This window comes from Salinibacter pepae, from assembly GCF_947077775.1.
Taxonomy (GTDB): Bacteria; Bacteroidota; Rhodothermia; order Rhodothermales; family Salinibacteraceae; genus Salinibacter; species Salinibacter pepae.
On the sequence record NZ_CAMTTE010000001.1, the window covers coordinates 499,578 to 516,600 of the forward strand.

Genomic DNA, 17,023 nt, shown 5'->3' on the forward strand with positions numbered 1-17,023 from the left:
TTGCTCAGACTCACTACAAAAGCGACCGCCGAAGTCGTTTTCGGCGGCATGCGCAGCTAGGATCGAACCTCGGGCTCTTCGGGGGTCGACTCCGCTTCCTGCTGCTCTTCGGAGGGGCTTTGGGGAATCTCGTCCTGTTCTTCGACCTCTTCGTCACTGCCTTCCTCTGTTGCCTCGCTGTCTCCGTCGGCCTGCTCCGGCTCATTCGGGGCCGGCCCGTCGACGACCGTCTCCTCCCCGTCCGCGTCGGGGGCCGGGGCGCCGGTCTCGGGCGGCTCCTCGTCCGCATCGCCCCGGCTCTTCGAGTCGGCGGACTCGGTCGCCGCCTCGCTGGGAGTGGTGCCGTCCGTGTCGGCCCCCTCCGCCGCCTGCACGGACTCCACCGTGAATCGCCCCTGTCGGATCGACTCGATGATGCCCGGCCCCTTCTCAAACTCGGTCTCAATGATTTCCAGCACCTGCTCGGCGGTGTCGCGGTCAAGGTCGGCGCGTCGGGCCAGGGCGTCCGCCGACAGTTCGAGCACGGCCTTTCCGGTGTCGCAGCCGATCCGCTTCAGCTTCCCGATGGTTTCTTCCGTAAGTTCATCGCCAAACTGCTCGATGTCAATGTCTTCCTCGTCCGCCGGGATTTCGCGGTAGACATCGATTTCGTATCCGGTTAACTGCGAGGCAAGCTTAATGTTGACGCCGCGCTTGCCGATGGCCTGGCTGACCTCGTCGGCCGGCACCTCCACGCGGGCCCGCGGCGGGTCCTCGTCCTGGTTCAACGAAACGTTCGTCGGCTCGGCCGGCGACAGCGCCCGAGCAATCAGCTCCTGGGGGTCGTCGGACCACTGCATCACGTCGATGTTCTCGTCGGAGAGCTCCCGGACGACGGCGTTGATCCGGACGCCCTTGACGCCCACGCACGCCCCGACCGGGTCCACCTTTTCGTCGTGGCTCTCGACCGCCACCTTGGCGCGGTCGCCAGGAATCCGGGCCACCTTCTTGATCTCGACGATGCCGTCGTGCACCTCCGGCACCTCGACTTCGAAGAGGCGCTCCATGAACACCGGGGAGGTGCGGCTGGCCACCACCTGTGGATCGCTTCCCGCATCGCGCCGCACTTCCTTGACGACGGCCCGAAGCATGTTGCCCTTCCGGTAGTGATCCCCCGGAATCTGTTCGTCGCGGGGCAGCACGAGTTCGGTGTCCTCGTGCATCAGGAGCGTCTCGTGGCGACGGACCTGGTAAATCTCCCCGACGACGATTTCCCCGATGAGCTCCGTGTACTCCTGGTAGACCTGCTCCTTCTCGATGTCACGGATCCGCTGGCGAAAGGTCTGCCGCGCAGTCATCACGGCCCGGCGCCCAAACTCGCTGACGTCCAGCCCCCCCGCCACCTCGTCGCCAACCGCAAAGCCGTCGTCAATCTTCTTGGCCTCGGACTCCTTAATCTCGGTCACCGGGTCTTCCACCTCCCAGTCCCCGACGACCTCCTGAATGTGGAGAATCTGGATGTCCCCCTGCTTCGGATTGAAGATGATCTCGAAGGCCTCGTCCGACCCGTACCGCTTGCGAAGCATCGCACGGAACACGTCCTCCACGATGATCTGGAGCGTGTCCCGGTCCATGTCTTTGGACCGGGCTATTTCCCCAAATGAGGAGATCAGGTCTTCGCTTCGCATAATCCGTCTCGTCCTGTGAAGAAGTACGTTCCGCGTGGCCCGCCGCGTGTGTGTCCCGCTTCCCCTTTGCCAGGGCAGCTCAATTACCAGGGCAGCTCAATCCGAGCCTGGGTGATTATCGTGTATGGCAGCTGAAGGCGCTCCGCAGAGGGCAGCTCCAGTTCAATCTCTTCGTCGTCCGCGTCGGTCAAGTCCCCCACCACGATTTCTTCGTCGCCGTCGCTTTCGAATCGTACACGCAAGGTGCGGCCAACGTTCTTCCGATACTGCGCCGGCATCGTCAAAGGACGCTTAATCCCGGGGGAGGAGAGCTCCAGCTTGTAGCTTCCATCGACCACGTCCTCCACGTCAAGCAGAAACCCGATCTCTTTGCTAATGAGGGCGAGGTCATCGTGGCCCACCTCCTCCTCGGAGTCAATGTACACCTCCACGACCCGTGTCCCCTTGTGCCCCCGCACCTCCACGTCCACCAGAAAGTAGTCGGTTCCGACGATCACCTCTTCGGTCAGTCCGGAAACCCGGTCGGCAAGGTGTTGTTGCGTGGGGTTCACAAATGCAGTCGTCAATCGTCCAGAAGCACCTAGTGCAAAAAAGCGCCCGGCCCGACAGGCGGGACGAACGCCATGCGCGGCCCGGGATCGCCGAACCGCCTCTCCAATTCTCGGATGCCCGCAGGCATCAGTACAAAAAGGTGGCGTCGGGGCCACCTTCCTGCGCTGTTTCCCCAGCGGACCACGAAATACGCGTGTCAAAACGCTGTAACGTTGGGCCCCGCCCGATGTTTCTACGCGTCCGCCCCCCAGCAGCTGCGCTGCGCACCCCTATACTGGAGACGTGTCTCGGTCTTTCTTGCCTTTGAGGAGATAGGCTTTCATGAACGGGTCCAGTTGCCCTTCCAGCACGGCCTCCGCGTCGTTCCGCTTGGTGTCCGTCCGGTGGTCGTTCACCATCTTGTAGGGGTGGAGCACGTACGAGCGGATCTGACTCCCCCATTCGATGCTTTTCTTCGAACTCTCAAGCCGCTCTTTTTCTTCTTCTTTGAGCTCCCGCTCCGCCTGGTAGATGCGGCTCTTGAGCATCTCTCGGGCACGACGGCGGTTTTGGTGCTGGCTCCGCTCCTGAGTACACGCGGCCCGGACGGTGGCCTCCTCGCCGTTGGACAGGGTGCCGGTCCAGATCAAACGGACGCCCGTTTCGACCTTGTTGACGTGCTGCCCCCCCTTGCCGCCGGACCGGAAGGTCTGGAGTTCTATTTCGCCCTCACTCAAGTCCACCCCGATGCTGTCGTCAACCTCGGGGTAGACGAAGACACTCGCAAACGAGGTGTGGCGGCGGCTGTCGGCGTCGAACGGGGAGATGCGGACCAGTCGGTGCACACCGGTTTCGCTTTTCAGGCGGCCGTAGGCGTGCCGTCCCTGCACATTCAGGGTTGCGCTCTTGATGCCGGCCTCCTCCCCAGGCTGCTGATGGACGAGTTCCACGTCGTACTCTTCGTCCTCGGCCCACCGCATGTACATGCGGAGCAGCATTTCTGCCCAGTCTTGGCTTTCGGTGCCCCCGGCGCCGGGGTTGATTTCGACAATGGCGTCCCGCTCGTCGTCAGGGTCGTCGAGAAGGCTCTCCAACTCCAATCGATCGAGCTTCCGTTCGAGCCTTCGCGCCTCCGCGTCGATCTCGTCCGACATGTCTTCCCCTTCCTCTTCGGAGAGAAGCTGAAGGGTCTCAATGTCCTCGGCCTGCTCCTTGACGTCCTCCCACGCCTCGATCCATTCTTCTTCGCGGGCAATTCGCTTTTCGATCTCGCGGGCCCGGTCCGGGTCGTCCCAGAAGTCGGGGTCCATCCGCTCCTGGTTGAGCTCTTCGACGGTCATGCGGCGACCGTCTACGTCAAAGATAGCCCCCGAGCGCCTCCACGCGCTCAGCTAGCTGTTCGAGGTCTTCGTCCGAGTACGACTTCATGGTGGAAGAGAGAGTTTTGGTGAGGGGAAGCGGAGCCAACACTTTGTGGCGGCAGAAACTACGGTCCGAAGCGGGATGTTTCTCCAGACCGACTGGGAGCGGGCCTTCAGGACTGGTGCCGCGACACAAACCGGTCAATGCGGGTGAGCGCCTCCGTGATGTCGTCCAGGCCGGTGGCGTAGGAGCACCGCACGTACCCTTCCCCACTTGGGCCGAAGGCGGTTCCAGGCACGCACGCCACCTTTTCTTCTTCCAGGAGCCGCTGGGCAAATGCCTCGGACGTCATCCCCGTAGAGGTCACGTCGGGGAAGCAGTAAAAGGCGCCCTCCGGCTCGAAGGTGGGGAGGCCCGCGTCGTTCAACCCCGACACGATGGTGCGGCGGCGCTCGTCGTAGCTCTGCCGCATCTTCTCCACGTCGCTCCTGGCCTCACGCAGCGCGGCGATGGCCCCTTCCTGGGCCATCGTCGGCGCGCTCATGATCATGTACTGGTGCACCTTGAGCATCGCCTGCGCGAGCGGTTTCGGCGCGCAGGCAAACCCGATGCGCCATCCCGTCATCGCGTAGTTCTTCGAGAAGCCGCCCAGCAGCACCGTCCGTTCGCGCAACCCCTCAACGGTGGGGACGCACACGTGCCCCCGGTCGTGGGCGGTGCCGTAGATCAACTGGTCGTAGATCTCGTCAGAGACGACCAGCAGGTCGTTGTCGACCACGAGCTGGGCGATCTCTTGAAGCGTGTCGCGCCGCAGCACCGCCCCGGTCGGGTTGTTCGGATATCCGAGGAAGAGCACCTTGGTCCGGTCACTAAGGTGCGGCTCAATGTCGGCGGCCGTCACCTGAAAGTCGTTCTCGACGTGGGTCGGAACGTGCACGACCTCGCCCCCTGCAAATCGGGCGGACGGGCCGTAGGACACGAAGCAGGGCTCGGGGATCAGCACTTCGTCCCCCGGCTCGAGAAAAGCCTGCATGGCCAGCTGCATCGCCTCGCTGCACCCCACCGTGGCGACGATTTCGCTCTCCGGGTCGTACGAGAGGCCGTATCGCGCCTCGTAATCCGCCGCGATGAGCTCGCGGAGCTCCTCCATGCCGGCATTGGAGGTATAGCTCGTGCGCCCGTTCTCCAGCGCGTCGACGCCGGCCTCCAGCGCCGCGTCCGGCGAGTCAAAGTCCGGCTCCCCGATGCCGAGCGAGATTACATTGTCCATCGTGGCGGCAATGTCGAAGAACCGGCGGATGCCGCTCGGGGGCGTCTCACGCACGCGATCGGAGACGTACGTATCGAGATCGGGGGCAGTGGCGGGGGCAGCCATAGAACAGGTTTTGGGGCTGAGGTCAAACAAGCGGTTGGTGTAGGTGCGTACTCTGTCCCTCCCGTGAGGTTCAGTTCGTCCCCGGCGATGCCGACCGGGCGCCGGACAGCGGATTGTACTTTGAAGTTCTCGGCACCTAGGTTTGAAACGCACTGTTCCCCTCCAAATTGTCTCTCTTTGTGTCTGGTATGCCCGATACGTTCGAAAACTACATTGGCGGCCGCTGGACCGGCGCTGCCTCGCAGGCCACCTTCGACAATCGAAACCCCGCCGACCCCGACGACCGCATCGGCGAATTCCCGGAGTCGGCCCCCGCCGACGTCGACGCCGCCGTGCAGGCGGCCCAAGACGCCTTCTCGGACTGGGGCAGCACCCCCGCCCCGGACCGCGGGAAGATTCTGAAAGCCTCCGGCGACCTGCTCGCGGAGCGAAAAGACGAAATCGCCCGCTCGATGACCCGCGAGATGGGCAAGCCCTTCTTCGAGACGAAGGGCGATGTGCAGGAGGCCATCGACACGGCCTACTACGCGGCCAGCGAAACGCGACGGCTGTTCGGCACCACGGTCCCGAGTGAGCTGCCCGACAAGATGAACATGGCCATCCGTCGCCCGCTCGGGGTGTGCGGCATCATCACGGCCTGGAATTTTCCCGTCGCCGTGCCGTCCTGGAAGATCTTCCCGGCCCTTGCCGCCGGCAATACGATCGTCTTTAAGCCGAGCGAGGACGCCCCGCACAGCGGCCTGCGCTTCGTGCAGACGCTGATCGACGCGGGCATTCCGGATGGGGTCATCAACGTGGTCCATGGCGCGGACGAGGCGGGGCAGGCGCTCGTGGAGCACCCGGAGGTCGACGCCATCGGCTTCACCGGATCCTACGAGGTCGGCACCGCGATTGCCGAGACCTGCGGCCGCCTCAATACGCCGGTGTCCCTGGAGATGGGCGGCAAGAACCCGATGATCGTGATGGACGACGCCGACCTCGACCTCGCGCTGGAGGGCGCCATCTGGGGCGCCTACGGCACCACGGGCCAGCGGTGCACGGCCACCAGCCGCCTCATCTGTCACGAATCGGTGCACGACGAGCTCGTGGCGATGATTCGGGACGAGGCGGAGGCGCTCGTCCTCGGTGATGGAAACGACGCGGACACCGACGTGGGGCCCCTCATCAATCGGGCCGCCGCGGAAACGGTGCACCGGTACGTCGAGATTGGGCAGGACGAAGGGGCCACCCTGGAGATGGGCGGCGCGCCTGCGTCGGTTGACGGCCTCGACGGCCACTTCTACGAGCCGACCCTCTTCACGGACGTGACGCCCGACATGACGATTGCCCAAGAAGAAATCTTCGGGCCGGTGCTCGCGACGTTTGAGGTCGGGTCCTACGACGAGGCCGTGACGGTGGCCAACGATACCCAGTACGGGCTCTCTTCTTCCATCTACACCCAGGACGTGAACAAGAGCTTCCGGGCGATGCGGGACCTGGAGGCCGGCATCACCTACGTCAACGGCCCCACGATCGGTGCCGAGGCCCACATGCCCTTCGGGGGGGTAAAGGACACCGGCAACGGCCAGCGGGACGGGGGCTATGCGGCCTTCGAGTTCTGGACGGAGCACAAAACCCTCTATGTTGACTACTCCGGCCAGCTACAAAAAGCCCAGATGGACTCGGTGGAAGACTAAGTGGAGGGGGGCTTCTCTTTTGCGCATCTCGCTCTGCAATGCGGGTGGTGATGGAGTGCATCACCACCCGTTTTGTATTGCAGAAACGAGGATCCCTGGTGGAAGGACCTCCCGCGTGCACGGGACGCCGCTCTCAGTTACTCGTCATTTCGGAGGTACTCATCGTCTTCTCGGGCCCGAACGACGGCTTTGTAACTTTCGTCCTCCTGCTGGGCCGAACGCACGATCACGTTCTCCTTGCCGAAGCGGCGATACAGAAGGTTGCGAAGGTTTTGAATGTCGTTCTGCTCAAGGTCCGAGAGCACAATTGCCTCGTCGTCGCCAACGTCACTCCACTTCTGGGCAATCGGCTCGTACTTGGACGTACGGCCGCGTCCCCCACTCGCCCCGAGTTCACGTTCGGCGTCTTGCTGATCCATGACTTCCATTTGAAAATCTGCGTTCATAATTCAAAATATAATCGTTACTGAGATCCGCGTAGACACCGAATTTGAAATCAGGGGTATGGTTCCCTCCCTCTTTCGGCTTCATTTAATGTCTACACCTATCATTTCGAATCCAAACGTACTTCATCGTACGCATCCGCGGGATTGAGAACAGGCTCGTCAATACCCAAGGTGAGACTCATGTACCGACATTAAACACATATCCATGCTCGATATGTCCTGCCCGTTTCCCACCGATAAAGACGACGGATCGGAGGTGTTCAACGTGATCGAATCGTTCTTCCACTTCACAGTACGTGACCGTTGCCTCCGGGAACGCCTTTGAGAGTTGTCGGCAGGGGGGTTCCAGGTCGGCACGGTCTTCCAGGGCGCGCGTCGCCGCAAATTTAAGGGCCGGGCGCGTTTCTTCGGTCTCGTCTTCCTCAATCGGTCGCTCTTCGAGCTCGTGTTCGTCGATAAGCGCGTGGGAGCGGACGGCCTCGGGGTCTTCCGGGTTGGAGACGAGGAGGTACGTGACGGCAGTCGCCATCGGGACACTCTGAAGAATTTATTTTCAAGTCACTACGGAATTCAGGGGCGGCGCCGTTCCCCATCTGGGGGCCCACTTCCTACCAAGCCTCCCGAGAGCGCTCCCCATCGGGTCGGAGATCAACGACGTGCGCATCGGGGACGTGGCGGGCATGAACGAGCCCCTCCAACGGCAGCCACGCGTCGCGTGCATCGAGAACCGCGCTGTCGCTGGTCACAACTGGGGCGGATGCCCCCTTCAATGTGGCGTCTACCCCCGCGTGCGCAGTGAGGGTCCAGGGGCGCTCCGCCTCGGCGGAGAGGTCCGCAATCCGATCCGCCACGCGCCCGACGTTTGAGACCGAGCGATCGAGGTGCCACGTGACCCGCGCCGGGCGCAAGGCCTGCAGGGTGTCCGCAAGGTGCCGCAGGGCAGGCGCGGTCTGGTGGGCAATGCGGTAGGTGCCCTCCACGGGATCTACGTCGCGGTAGGCGGCATCGCGCCCCACAAACGTGTACGCCCCGCCGAGCATCGCCTCGATGGTAATGAGCACGTTGAAGCCGTCGAGGTGAAGCTCCTGCCCCGCGATGGCGTCCGGGGGCAGGCGCCCCTGAAGCCGGTGCGCTCGGTCGGCGTCGCTGCAGGACGACCGCGCGACCGCGTCGCGCTGGCGGCGCTTCAGTTGGTACCGGTTTCCCACCAGCTCCGGGGCACTGTCCCCGCTGTAGCCCCGGGTGCGAAGCCACGACAGATCCCGCACGGCGGCCCGGAGCCGACCACGCTGGTCGTCCCCGAACAGTCCGGGGTCCTCCGGATGGGCCCCACGATTCACAGGCATGCGGACGAAGCAGATCTCAATGCGGGGGACGCACGGGCGGGGTGGGCCCTGCCGGGCTCTACGTGCGCTTCCGGGCCAGCCCCTGCTTCTGGGCCGTCCGGGACACGGCGCTTGACACCTGAGCCACCACGTTCTCGTCAAACACACTGGGAATGATGTAGTCCGGCGTCAGGCTCTGATCATCGATTGCATCGGCAATCGCCTCGGCCGCCGCAATTTTCATGTCACTGGTAATGCCCTTCGCACGGCAGTCGAGCGCCCCCTTAAAGAGGCCCGGGAAGCACAGCACGTTGTTAATCTGGTTCGGGTAGTCGCTCCGGCCGGTGGCCATTACGGCCACGTGCGGGTAGGCCACCTCCGGCATGATCTCCGGACGGGGATTGGCCATCGCGAAGACGATGGGGTCGCGGGCCATGCGGTTCAGGTCCTCCACGTCGAGGATGTCCGGGACGCTCAACCCGATAAACACATCGGCGCCCTCCATAACCGCCGACAGCGTATCCCCGGTCACGGACGGGTCCGTCATTTCCGCGTACTGCCGCTTTGCGTCGTTCAGGTCATCGCGCTCCGTCGTCACCGGCCCGTGGCTGTCCACCCCAACGATGTTCTCAACCCCCATCTCCATGAACATCTCCGTCACTGCGGTGCCCGCCGCCCCGATGCCGACCGTCACGACCTTGATCTCGTCGAGGTCCTTCTCCACAATCTTCAGTGCGTTGAGGAGGGCGGCGGCCGTCACGACCGCCGTGCCGTGCTGGTCGTCGTGAAAAACCGGGATGTCGAGCTCGTCCTTGAGGCGCTCCTCCACGGCAAAGCAGCGCGGGGCCGCAATGTCCTCCAGGTTGATGCCCCCGAAGACCGGCGCGATGCGGCGGACCGTGTTGACGATCTCGTCGACGTCGGTCGTGTCGAGGCAGATGGGAAATCCGTTTACGTTCGCAAACTCCTTGAGGAGCTGCGCCTTGCCCTCCATCACCGGAAGCGCGGCGCCCGACCCAATGTCGCCCAGTCCCAGGACGGCCGTGCCGTCAGAGACGACCGCAACCGTGTTGCTCTTGATCGTGAGTCGGTGCGTGTCCTCGGGCGTCTCGTGGATCGCCTCACACACGCGGGCCACCCCGGGCGTGTACGCCATGGAGAGCTGATCGCGCGTGCGGAGCGGGGACTTGCTCTCCACCTCCACCTTCCCCCCAAGGTGCAACAGGAAGGTGCGGTCCGAGATGTTGACCACCTCGACGCCGTCGAGGTCGCGCAGCGCCTGAACGATCGATTCGGCGTGGTCGTCGCTCCGGGTGTTGATGGTAATGTCGCGGGTCAGCTCGTCCTTCTCGGCCCGGACAATGTCGATGGCCCCGATGTTGCCGCCGTGCTCCCCAATCACGGACGTGACTTTTGCGAGCATGCCGGGGCGGTTGGAAATGACCACCCGGACGGTGATGGAGTTGCTGGCACTTGGCAGGTACTCTTCGGTCTCTTCCATGGGATGGCGCGTCGTGGTGGGAGTCGTGGTGCAAACAAAAGGGAATCGTGGGAACGACGATTACGGACATTCCGCTCCCGAACCCCAAAGAAAAAGGACGGCTTCCGACCGGGAAGCCGCCCTTTGTGCGTCAGGAATACGTCGTCGTAGCCCGAGCGGACTAGCTGCTCACGGAGCCCGTCTCGTCTAACTCGTCGAGGGCGTCGGAGATCTCCTCCGCGTAGGCAGACCCGATGCCGTCGAGGTCGGTGAGATCGTCCACCTCACGGGCGTCCGCCAGGGAGGTCACGCCCGCGTTCTCGAGTCGCGAGACGCGTGGGAAGTTCTCCGGAAAGCCGGCCGTCTCGTCGAAGGTGGACGCATCATCGTCCTCCGACGGCGCCTCGGCGTCGGGCTCCTCACCCTCCGACACAGCCGCCTCGTCGTCGGGGGATTCGGCCTGAGCATCGTCGGCTTCAGCGTCGTCGCCCTCCGCAGCGGCCTCTTCCTCGGCTTCTTCTTCCTCCATCTCGCGGCGCAGGTCGGCCAGGCCGGAAAGCTCGCCGAGCGTGGTGGGGCCGGTCGTCGGCTCGTCCGGCTCGGGCTCCGGCTCGTCCTTGTAGTCGCGCACGGCCTCTTCCCGCTCGCGCTCTTCTCGGCGGGACTCGCGCTCTTGCTCGTCCTGCTCCTCTTGGCGTTCGGCCTCTTCCTTCGCCGTCTCGCTGAGGACGATGTCCTTCTGGTCCTTGTCGAACCGGATGACCTGCAGTTCAAGCTCGTCGCCTTCGTGGTAGTGGTTCTTGAAGGCCTTCGGGCCGTTCTTTAGCTCGCTGCCCGGGACGAAGGCCTCCACGTCCAGCGGCAACTGGACGACAAGGCCCTTGTCCTCCACGCGGACGACCTCGCCGGTCGTGTCGTTGCCCTCCTCGTAGGCGTCGGCAAACTGGTCCCACGGGTTGGTCTTCACCTGCTTGTGGCCCAGCGAGATCCGACGCCGTTCCTCGTCGATGTTGAGGATCACGACATCGAGCTCCTGTTCCTCATCGACCATGTCGCCCGGGTGGCGAATCTTCTTGGTCCAGGAGAGGTCCGAGACGTGCACCAGCCCGTCGATGCCGGGCTCGATTTCGACGAAGACGCCGAAGTTGGTAATGTTGCGCACCGTGCCGGTGAGCACCGTGCCCGCCGGGTAGCGGTCGCTAATGCCCTCCCAGGGATCGGGCTCCAGTTGCTTCATCCCGAGCGAGATCTTCCGCTCCTCCTGGTCGATGTTGAGAATCTTGACGTCGACCACCTGGCCGAGCGACACCATTTGGCTGGGGTGCTCGATGTGGCGCGTCCACGACATCTCACTGATGTGGACGAGCCCCTCGATGCCCTTCTCAATTTCGACGAAGGCCCCGTAGTTCGTGATCGAGACGACCTTCCCCTCAACCACGTCGTCCTCGTCGTACTTGTTGCCAATCTGATCCCAGGGATGGTCCCGAAGCTGCTTCAGGCCCAGGGAAATGCGCTGGCGCTCCTCCTCGTAGTCGAGGACCACAACTTCGAGCTCCTGGTCGAGCTCCACAACCTCGCTCGGGTGCGAGACGCGGCCCCAGGACAGGTCCGTGATGTGCAGAAGCCCGTCGACGCCCCCCAGGTCGATGAAGACCCCAAAGTCGACGATGTTCTTGACGGTGCCCTCAAGCACCTGACCAACCTCGAGCTGCTCAAGAATTTCTTGTCGCTGCTCCTCAAGCTCGTGCTCGATGAGCTCGCGGTGCGAGACGACGATGTTCTCGTTCTCGGGGTTGAGCTTGACGATCTTGAATTCCATCCGCGTCTCCAGGTAGGACTCGAAGTCCCGAACCGGGCGGACGTCGATCTGCGAGCCGGGCAGGAAGGCCTCCATGCCGTCGAAGAGCTCCACGATCATTCCGCCCTTGATGCGGCGGATGATCGTGCCTTCGATGACCTCCTCGTTCTCGTAGATCTCTTCAACACGCTGCCAGCGTCGGACCTTGTCGGCCTGCTCCTTCGAGAGCACGAGCTGCCCGTCGCGATCTTCTTTCCGCTCCAGGTACACCTCCACGGTGTCTCCGGGGTGAATCTCCTCCTCCCCAAACTCGTCGCGGGAGACAATCCCGTCGCTCTTGTAGCCGATGTCGATCACCACGTAGTCCTCGTTGACCCGCAGCACGCGGCCTTCTACAATGTCCTGCTCGCGGACATCGATGGAGGTCTCGTCGACGACATCGCGGAACTGGTCGTACACCGAGGTGTCGGCCGGGGCCTGCTCCTCGGTCTCCAGCTCGTCGAGCGAAACCGTTTGTCCGTAGGTTTCGCCCGTGAAGCCCTGCGCCTCTTCCGTCCGTTCGAGCTCGTCGGGCGAGACGGTGCCCGTTGGCTCGTCAAACTCGGACACGTCGACCGAAGCCTCGTCGCCCGACGGCATCGGGAGGTCCTGGGAGGCTTCCTCGACGGCCTCCTCGAGAATGCGGCTCACGAAGCCGGGCTCCGGCGGGGGGTCCGCAGGGGCCCCGTCGCCGCTCTCGTCCGCAGCATCCGCCGGAGCGTCCTCGGCGGGCGCCGGCTCTTCGGCGGCGGGCTCGTCGACATCTTCGCCCCCCGCGTCCGGAGTGGACGGGGCCTCGGGGTCCGCCGCGCCCACGTCGTCCCCCGAATCCGCAGCGTCGGCGGGCGGCGCTTCGGCCTCGTCCGCCTCTTCTGTCTCGGCGGGAGCGGGCTGAGCGTCAGCAGTATCTTGAGTGTCGTCCTTGGAAGCTACTTGTTCTTGTTCTGCCATATACGGTGTGGTAGGTTTGCGCGGCGCTGGCCCTCTCGCCGGCCAGCGACAAGTGCAATTTGTACCTGCCTGGTCCTGACAGTCCAGGAGGGAAGGTGAAGAGGGTGAAGGAAGCCTGCGGACGGATCCGTCCGCCTCAAAGCACAGGTTTGAATGTCAGGCGGGCCCGTGGCGAGCACGAGTGACTCGCTGGTAGGCGACAGTTGTATCATGCCCGGACCTCTACGTTCCACGGCCGTCTTGAGCTTTAACGCGATCTACGACAAAGTCAACCTGCTCCGCAATGGTACAGTCGGTCGTGTCGAAGATGATGGCGTCGTCGGCACGCCGAAGGGGGGCAATGTCCCGGGTCCGGTCCTGCTGGTCCCGCTTTTCGATCTCGGCGCGGACCTCTTCGAAGGTGACCTCCTCCCCTGCCGCCTCGTATTCCTGAAGCCGGCGCCGGGCCCGCTCGTCGATGTCGGCCACCATGAAAATCTTGACTGGGGCCTTCGGGAAGACGACCGTGCCGGTGTCGCGTCCGTCCAGCACCACGCCGCCGTGTCGGTCGGCCTGGGCGCGCCCAATCCGACGCTGCTGCTCCACCATGTACTCACGAACCGGCGCCAGGGTCGAAATGTCGCTCACAATGCGTCCCACTTCCGCGCTGCGGATGCGGTCGGTCACGGCGTCGTCGCCGAGGAAGACCTGCATCGTGTCGCCCCGGTACTCCACATCGACCGTCAGGGACGGGAGCACGGCCTCCGCCCCCGAGGGGGTAGCGGGCGCCTCGGCCCGCAGAAAGCCGAGGGCCACGGCCCGGTACATGGCCCCCGTGTCCAGATATACGTATTCGAGCCGGGCGGCGGCGCGGTGGGCCGTGGTGCTCTTGCCGGAGCCGGCAGGACCGTCAATGGTGACAATCACGTCGAAAGACTCTCAATGAACATAGCGGGCGCAACGAAGAAGAAGTGTGGCTAGCGCGTCTGGGCACCGCCCCCAACGTTTTTGCTCACGACCGTAATGGGAGACGGGTATTGGAGCGGCCCGAGCCTCGTGTCCACAGTCGGCTGCACGCGCAGCTTGAGGGTTTGCGGGGGCGCGTCGCCGTCAATGGCCGCGGCCAAGTCCACGAGGCCCTGTAGGTTGTCGTCAAAAAACCGGACGAGGTCGACCTCCACGTCGACCGGCACATCCGTGGGCTCCCCGGGCGGCAGAACCAGCTCCCGCTCAAACCGACCCGACACCGTCTCCTTGTCCTCAAGCAGGAGGGTCCAGTCCATCTGGGTGAGCCGTGCATCAACGCTGTTCGACGACGGGTTCTCGGCGTCCAGGTGAAGGGTGATGGACAGTGGAAGGGACCCGTTGGAGAGGGCCGAGCCCAGCCGAAGCACGTCGGTCGACCGGAGATCGTCGTAGGACTGCACCCTCGCCAGGTCTACCCCCGCCAGGCGGGGCTGCGCCACCCGATCGATTGCAAACTGGACCTTGCGCAGGTTGGCAACCTCCCGGAACGCCGTACACCCGGTGGCGGCCAGGAGGAGAAGGCCGAGGACACACGGCAAGACCCATTGGGACCGGAGAACGAACATGGTGCAGCGCCTACACGAGGAGCGCCCGGCAGGAAACAGGGCTTCGGAAAGTGAATTCAGGGGACGGATTAAGAACCCATCACCGTTTACAAATCTCTCTACCAGTTGCCTCATGCGCAAGCTTAGTTGGGATGAAATTGAGCGGCCGGCCCCCGAAGAGATCCCAACACTGCCAAAGCACCCCGTGCGGCTCGTCGTGCACAACGTGCGCTCGATCCACAACGTCGGATCGATGTTTCGCACGTCCGACGCGGCCCGCATCGAGCACATTCACCTCACCGGCTTTACCGGCACCCCGGAGCACAAAGACCTTCACAAAACCGCCCTCGGCGCACAGGACGCCGTGGAGTGGAGCCAGCACGACGAGCCACGCCCCCTCCTCCGCACCCTGAAAGACGCCGGGTACACGATCGCGGCCCTTGAGCAGACAGACCACACGCAGCGTCCCGACGCGGCCCCGGCCGATGCCTTTCCGATCGCGCTCGTGGTGGGCAACGAGGTGCGGGGAATCGAGCCGGATGTGCTGGACGCGGTCGACCTCGCCCTCGAAATTCCTCAGTATGGCGCCAAGATTTCGCTGAACGTGGGCGTCGCCTACGGCATCGCGGTCTACGACCTGATCCGTCGCTCGCGGACCCTCCTCGGACCGCCTGGAGACGAAGATCGTACGGGGTAAATCAGGGCGTATTCATCGCCCCCCTTCCCGCTTTCGGCAACCATCTCTCCTTCTCGCATGTCTGAATCGGAAGCGTTTCCACCGCTCTTCGACGAGTTCGACGCGGTCGCCCCTGCGGAGTGGCGCGAGCACGTGCGATCAGACCTCGGCGGCACGTCCCCGAAGGCGTTTCTGAGATGGTCGTCCCTCGAAGGGGTGTCGCTCCCGGCGTACCTCGGCCCCGAAGCCCTGCGGGAGGCCCTACACACCGACCCGGACGGGGGCCATCCGCCGCTGGCCCGCTCCGGGGACGGGCCGGCCAACGCGTGGACCGTGTGCCAGCCCATCGGACACCCCAACCCCGAGGTGGCGGGAGAACACGCCCGGGCTGCCGTCGGCGGAGGGGCCGATGCTCTTCAACTTGGCCCCCCGTTCCTGCACGCCGGCGCCCCCGGCACCGCGCCCCGCCCTGCGGACAATCTCGCTCCGATCCTTGACGGAATCGATCTGGCAGACATCCCCCTGCACCTCGGCGGGGGCTCGGCCGCCCCCCCGCTGTACACACTGCTCCGTGAACACCTCTCGGCCACGCCGGCCGATCCCAGTGCCCTCAGGGGATCGCTTCTGTTTGATCCCGTGGCGGCGGTGGCGTCGGGCGCCAACCCGGCCCAGGTGTTCTCGCTCGCCGACGACCTTGCGGCGGACGCGGCGGAGCTGCCCCACTTCCGCACGGTGACCGTCGACACCGGTCCGTACCACGACGCGGGGGCGTCGGCCGTTCAGGAATTGGCCTGCGCGCTCGGGGCCCTCGCCGAACGCCTCGCCCGAAGCACGGAACGAGGCCTCTCGCTTCCCGCCCTTCTCGACACCCTGCAGCTCCGCGTGCCCGTCTCGACCTCCTACTTCGTCGAGATGGCCAAGCTCCGCGCCCTCCGCCTTCTCGTGCCCCAGGTCGTCGACGCATTCGCTTCTGAGACTGGGGCGTCCCTCCACGTGGCCCCCGCCGACGTTTTTGTCCACGCCGCGACCTCCCGGCGTGTAGAGACGATCTACGACCCGTACGTGAACATGCTTCGGGCCACCACCGAGGCCATGGCTGCGGCGCTCGGGGGCTGCGATGCACTCACCATCCGGCCCTACGACGGCGCCGTGCGTCCTCCCGATGAGTTTGGCCTCCGCATTGCCCGCAACACACAACTCATCCTGCGCCACGAGGCGCATTTCGACCAGGTGGCCGATCCGGCCGCCGGGTCGTACTACATCGAGACCCTGACCGACCGGCTCGCCCAACGGGCCTGGGCTCAGTTTCAGGACCTCGAGGCGGAGGGGGGGATTGTACAGGCCCTCCGAACCGGCACCCTGCAGGCACAAATTGCCGAGACGCGGACGGAACGGCGACGGGCCCTCAACGACCGGGACCAGGTGCTCGTGGGCACCACGCACTATCCCGCCCTCGATGAACGGCGGCGGGACGACCTCGTGGCACGCGCCCCCTCGTCGGCGCACGGAGACTCCCCCGCCTCCCTCGACGCCTCGTCCACCGATGCGCTCCGAACGGCCCTCCGCGACGGCCACGCGCCCCAGGACGTGGCCTCGGCCCTCCAGTCGGACTCCTCCGGAATCGACCCGCTGCCCCAGGTCCGGCTTGCCGAGGAGCTCGAAGCCATCCGCCTCCGGACCGAGGCGTATGCCGAGTCCCACGACGGGCCGCCGCAGGTTCTGCTCGCCCCACTTGGCCCGCCCGCCGTCCGCAGCGCCCGTTCGAACTTCTGTCGCAACTTCCTCGGCGTGGCAGGGTTTGCAATTACGGAGCCCTTGACGTTCGAGTCCGTCGACGCGGTGGCCGACGCCGCGGTCGAGAAGGACGCCGACACCGTGGTCCTCTGCAGCTCGAACGACAGCTACACCGACCTGGCCCCTGCTCTCGCCGCGGCGCTTGCCGACCGCGACCGGGAGCCCCCCCTCGGGATCGCGGGTGCGCCCGACGACATCGACGTTGACGACGCCGCTGATTTCTTCGTCCACCAGGGCAGCCCCCTGGAAGAAACGCTCGAGATGCTCCAGGACCGCCTTGGCATCGATGTGATGAGTGGTCCGTGAGACGTGAGGGCCCAGTCTCTCACGCATCACGCGTCACGCCTCACTCA

14 protein-coding genes are annotated in these 17,023 nt (G+C 64.6%); 3 read left to right on the forward strand and 11 right to left on the reverse strand.

Annotated features, from left to right (window positions below):
• Nucleotides 1-56 precede the first annotated feature (56 nt).
• The 4 genes from nusA to OJA40_RS02220 all read right to left on the reverse strand — a co-directional run bounded on the left by nusA (nucleotide 57) and on the right by OJA40_RS02220 (nucleotide 4,935).
• The gene (gene nusA / locus OJA40_RS02205) at nucleotides 57-1,667 is read right to left on the reverse strand and encodes a transcription termination factor NusA (RefSeq protein ID WP_208425297.1); all 1,611 of its coding nucleotides are present in this window, start codon (nucleotides 1,665-1,667) and stop codon (nucleotides 57-59) included.
• A gap of 83 nt (nucleotides 1,668-1,750) precedes the next feature.
• Nucleotides 1,751-2,218 (reverse strand): ribosome maturation factor RimP, encoded by a 468-nt coding sequence (locus tag OJA40_RS02210; protein WP_263809865.1) that lies wholly within the window; start codon nucleotides 2,216-2,218, stop codon nucleotides 1,751-1,753.
• Nucleotides 2,219-2,488: 270 nt separating this feature from the next.
• Nucleotides 2,489-3,626 (reverse strand): peptide chain release factor 2 gene (prfB, locus tag OJA40_RS02215; RefSeq protein WP_208425295.1). Its coding sequence is split into 2 segments (ribosomal slippage): nucleotides 2,489-3,556 and nucleotides 3,558-3,626, totalling 1,137 coding nucleotides; the frame shifts between segments, so codons are not numbered across the junction.
• A 106-nt stretch (nucleotides 3,627-3,732) separates the two neighbouring features.
• Entirely contained in the window at nucleotides 3,733-4,935 is a 1,203-nt protein-coding gene (locus OJA40_RS02220; RefSeq protein ID WP_263809866.1) for a pyridoxal phosphate-dependent aminotransferase, read from the reverse strand.
• Between the two features lie 188 nt (nucleotides 4,936-5,123).
• On the opposite strand from OJA40_RS02220, the gene OJA40_RS02225 reads away from it, so the two are divergent.
• Nucleotides 5,124-6,611 carry an aldehyde dehydrogenase family protein gene (locus OJA40_RS02225; protein ID WP_208425293.1) on the forward strand — a complete coding sequence of 496 codons (1,488 nt, stop codon included), beginning with the start codon at nucleotides 5,124-5,126 and terminating at the stop codon, nucleotides 6,609-6,611.
• A 137-nt stretch (nucleotides 6,612-6,748) separates the two neighbouring features.
• On the opposite strand, the gene OJA40_RS02230 is transcribed toward OJA40_RS02225, so the two are convergent.
• From OJA40_RS02230 to OJA40_RS02260, 7 genes are all read right to left on the reverse strand, one after another.
• Nucleotides 6,749-7,030, reverse strand: coding sequence for a hypothetical protein (locus OJA40_RS02230; protein ID WP_240331537.1), 282 nt, complete (start codon nucleotides 7,028-7,030; stop codon nucleotides 6,749-6,751).
• Between the two features lie 205 nt (nucleotides 7,031-7,235).
• Complete coding sequence (locus tag OJA40_RS02235) at nucleotides 7,236-7,586, reverse strand: hypothetical protein (protein WP_263809006.1); 351 nt, start codon at nucleotides 7,584-7,586, stop codon at nucleotides 7,236-7,238.
• A 79-nt stretch (nucleotides 7,587-7,665) separates the two neighbouring features.
• Nucleotides 7,666-8,403, reverse strand: coding sequence for a DUF434 domain-containing protein (locus OJA40_RS02240; RefSeq protein WP_263809867.1), 738 nt, complete (start codon nucleotides 8,401-8,403; stop codon nucleotides 7,666-7,668).
• A 58-nt stretch (nucleotides 8,404-8,461) separates the two neighbouring features.
• Complete coding sequence (locus OJA40_RS02245; RefSeq protein WP_263809004.1) at nucleotides 8,462-9,883, reverse strand: malic enzyme-like NAD(P)-binding protein; 1,422 nt, start codon at nucleotides 9,881-9,883, stop codon at nucleotides 8,462-8,464.
• A 160-nt stretch (nucleotides 9,884-10,043) separates the two neighbouring features.
• Nucleotides 10,044-12,650: a 30S ribosomal protein S1 gene (locus tag OJA40_RS02250; protein WP_263809868.1), complete on the reverse strand. Its 2,607-nt coding sequence runs from the start codon at nucleotides 12,648-12,650 to the stop codon at nucleotides 10,044-10,046.
• 222 nt (nucleotides 12,651-12,872) lie between these two features.
• Entirely contained in the window at nucleotides 12,873-13,556 is a 684-nt protein-coding gene (gene cmk, locus OJA40_RS02255; RefSeq protein ID WP_263791147.1) for a (d)CMP kinase, read from the reverse strand.
• A 50-nt stretch (nucleotides 13,557-13,606) separates the two neighbouring features.
• Nucleotides 13,607-14,221, reverse strand: a complete 615-nt coding sequence (locus tag OJA40_RS02260; protein ID WP_263809869.1) for an LEA/WHy family protein — start codon at nucleotides 14,219-14,221, stop codon at nucleotides 13,607-13,609.
• 112 nt (nucleotides 14,222-14,333) lie between these two features.
• Here OJA40_RS02260 and OJA40_RS02265 point away from each other — a divergent pair, with 112 nt between their 5' ends.
• Nucleotides 14,334-14,897, forward strand: coding sequence for a TrmH family RNA methyltransferase (locus OJA40_RS02265; RefSeq protein ID WP_263791153.1), 564 nt, complete (start codon nucleotides 14,334-14,336; stop codon nucleotides 14,895-14,897).
• A gap of 57 nt (nucleotides 14,898-14,954) precedes the next feature.
• Nucleotides 14,955-16,976 carry a methylmalonyl-CoA mutase subunit beta gene (locus OJA40_RS02270; protein ID WP_263809870.1) on the forward strand — a complete coding sequence of 674 codons (2,022 nt, stop codon included), beginning with the start codon at nucleotides 14,955-14,957 and terminating at the stop codon, nucleotides 16,974-16,976.
• Nucleotides 16,977-17,023 lie beyond the last annotated feature (47 nt).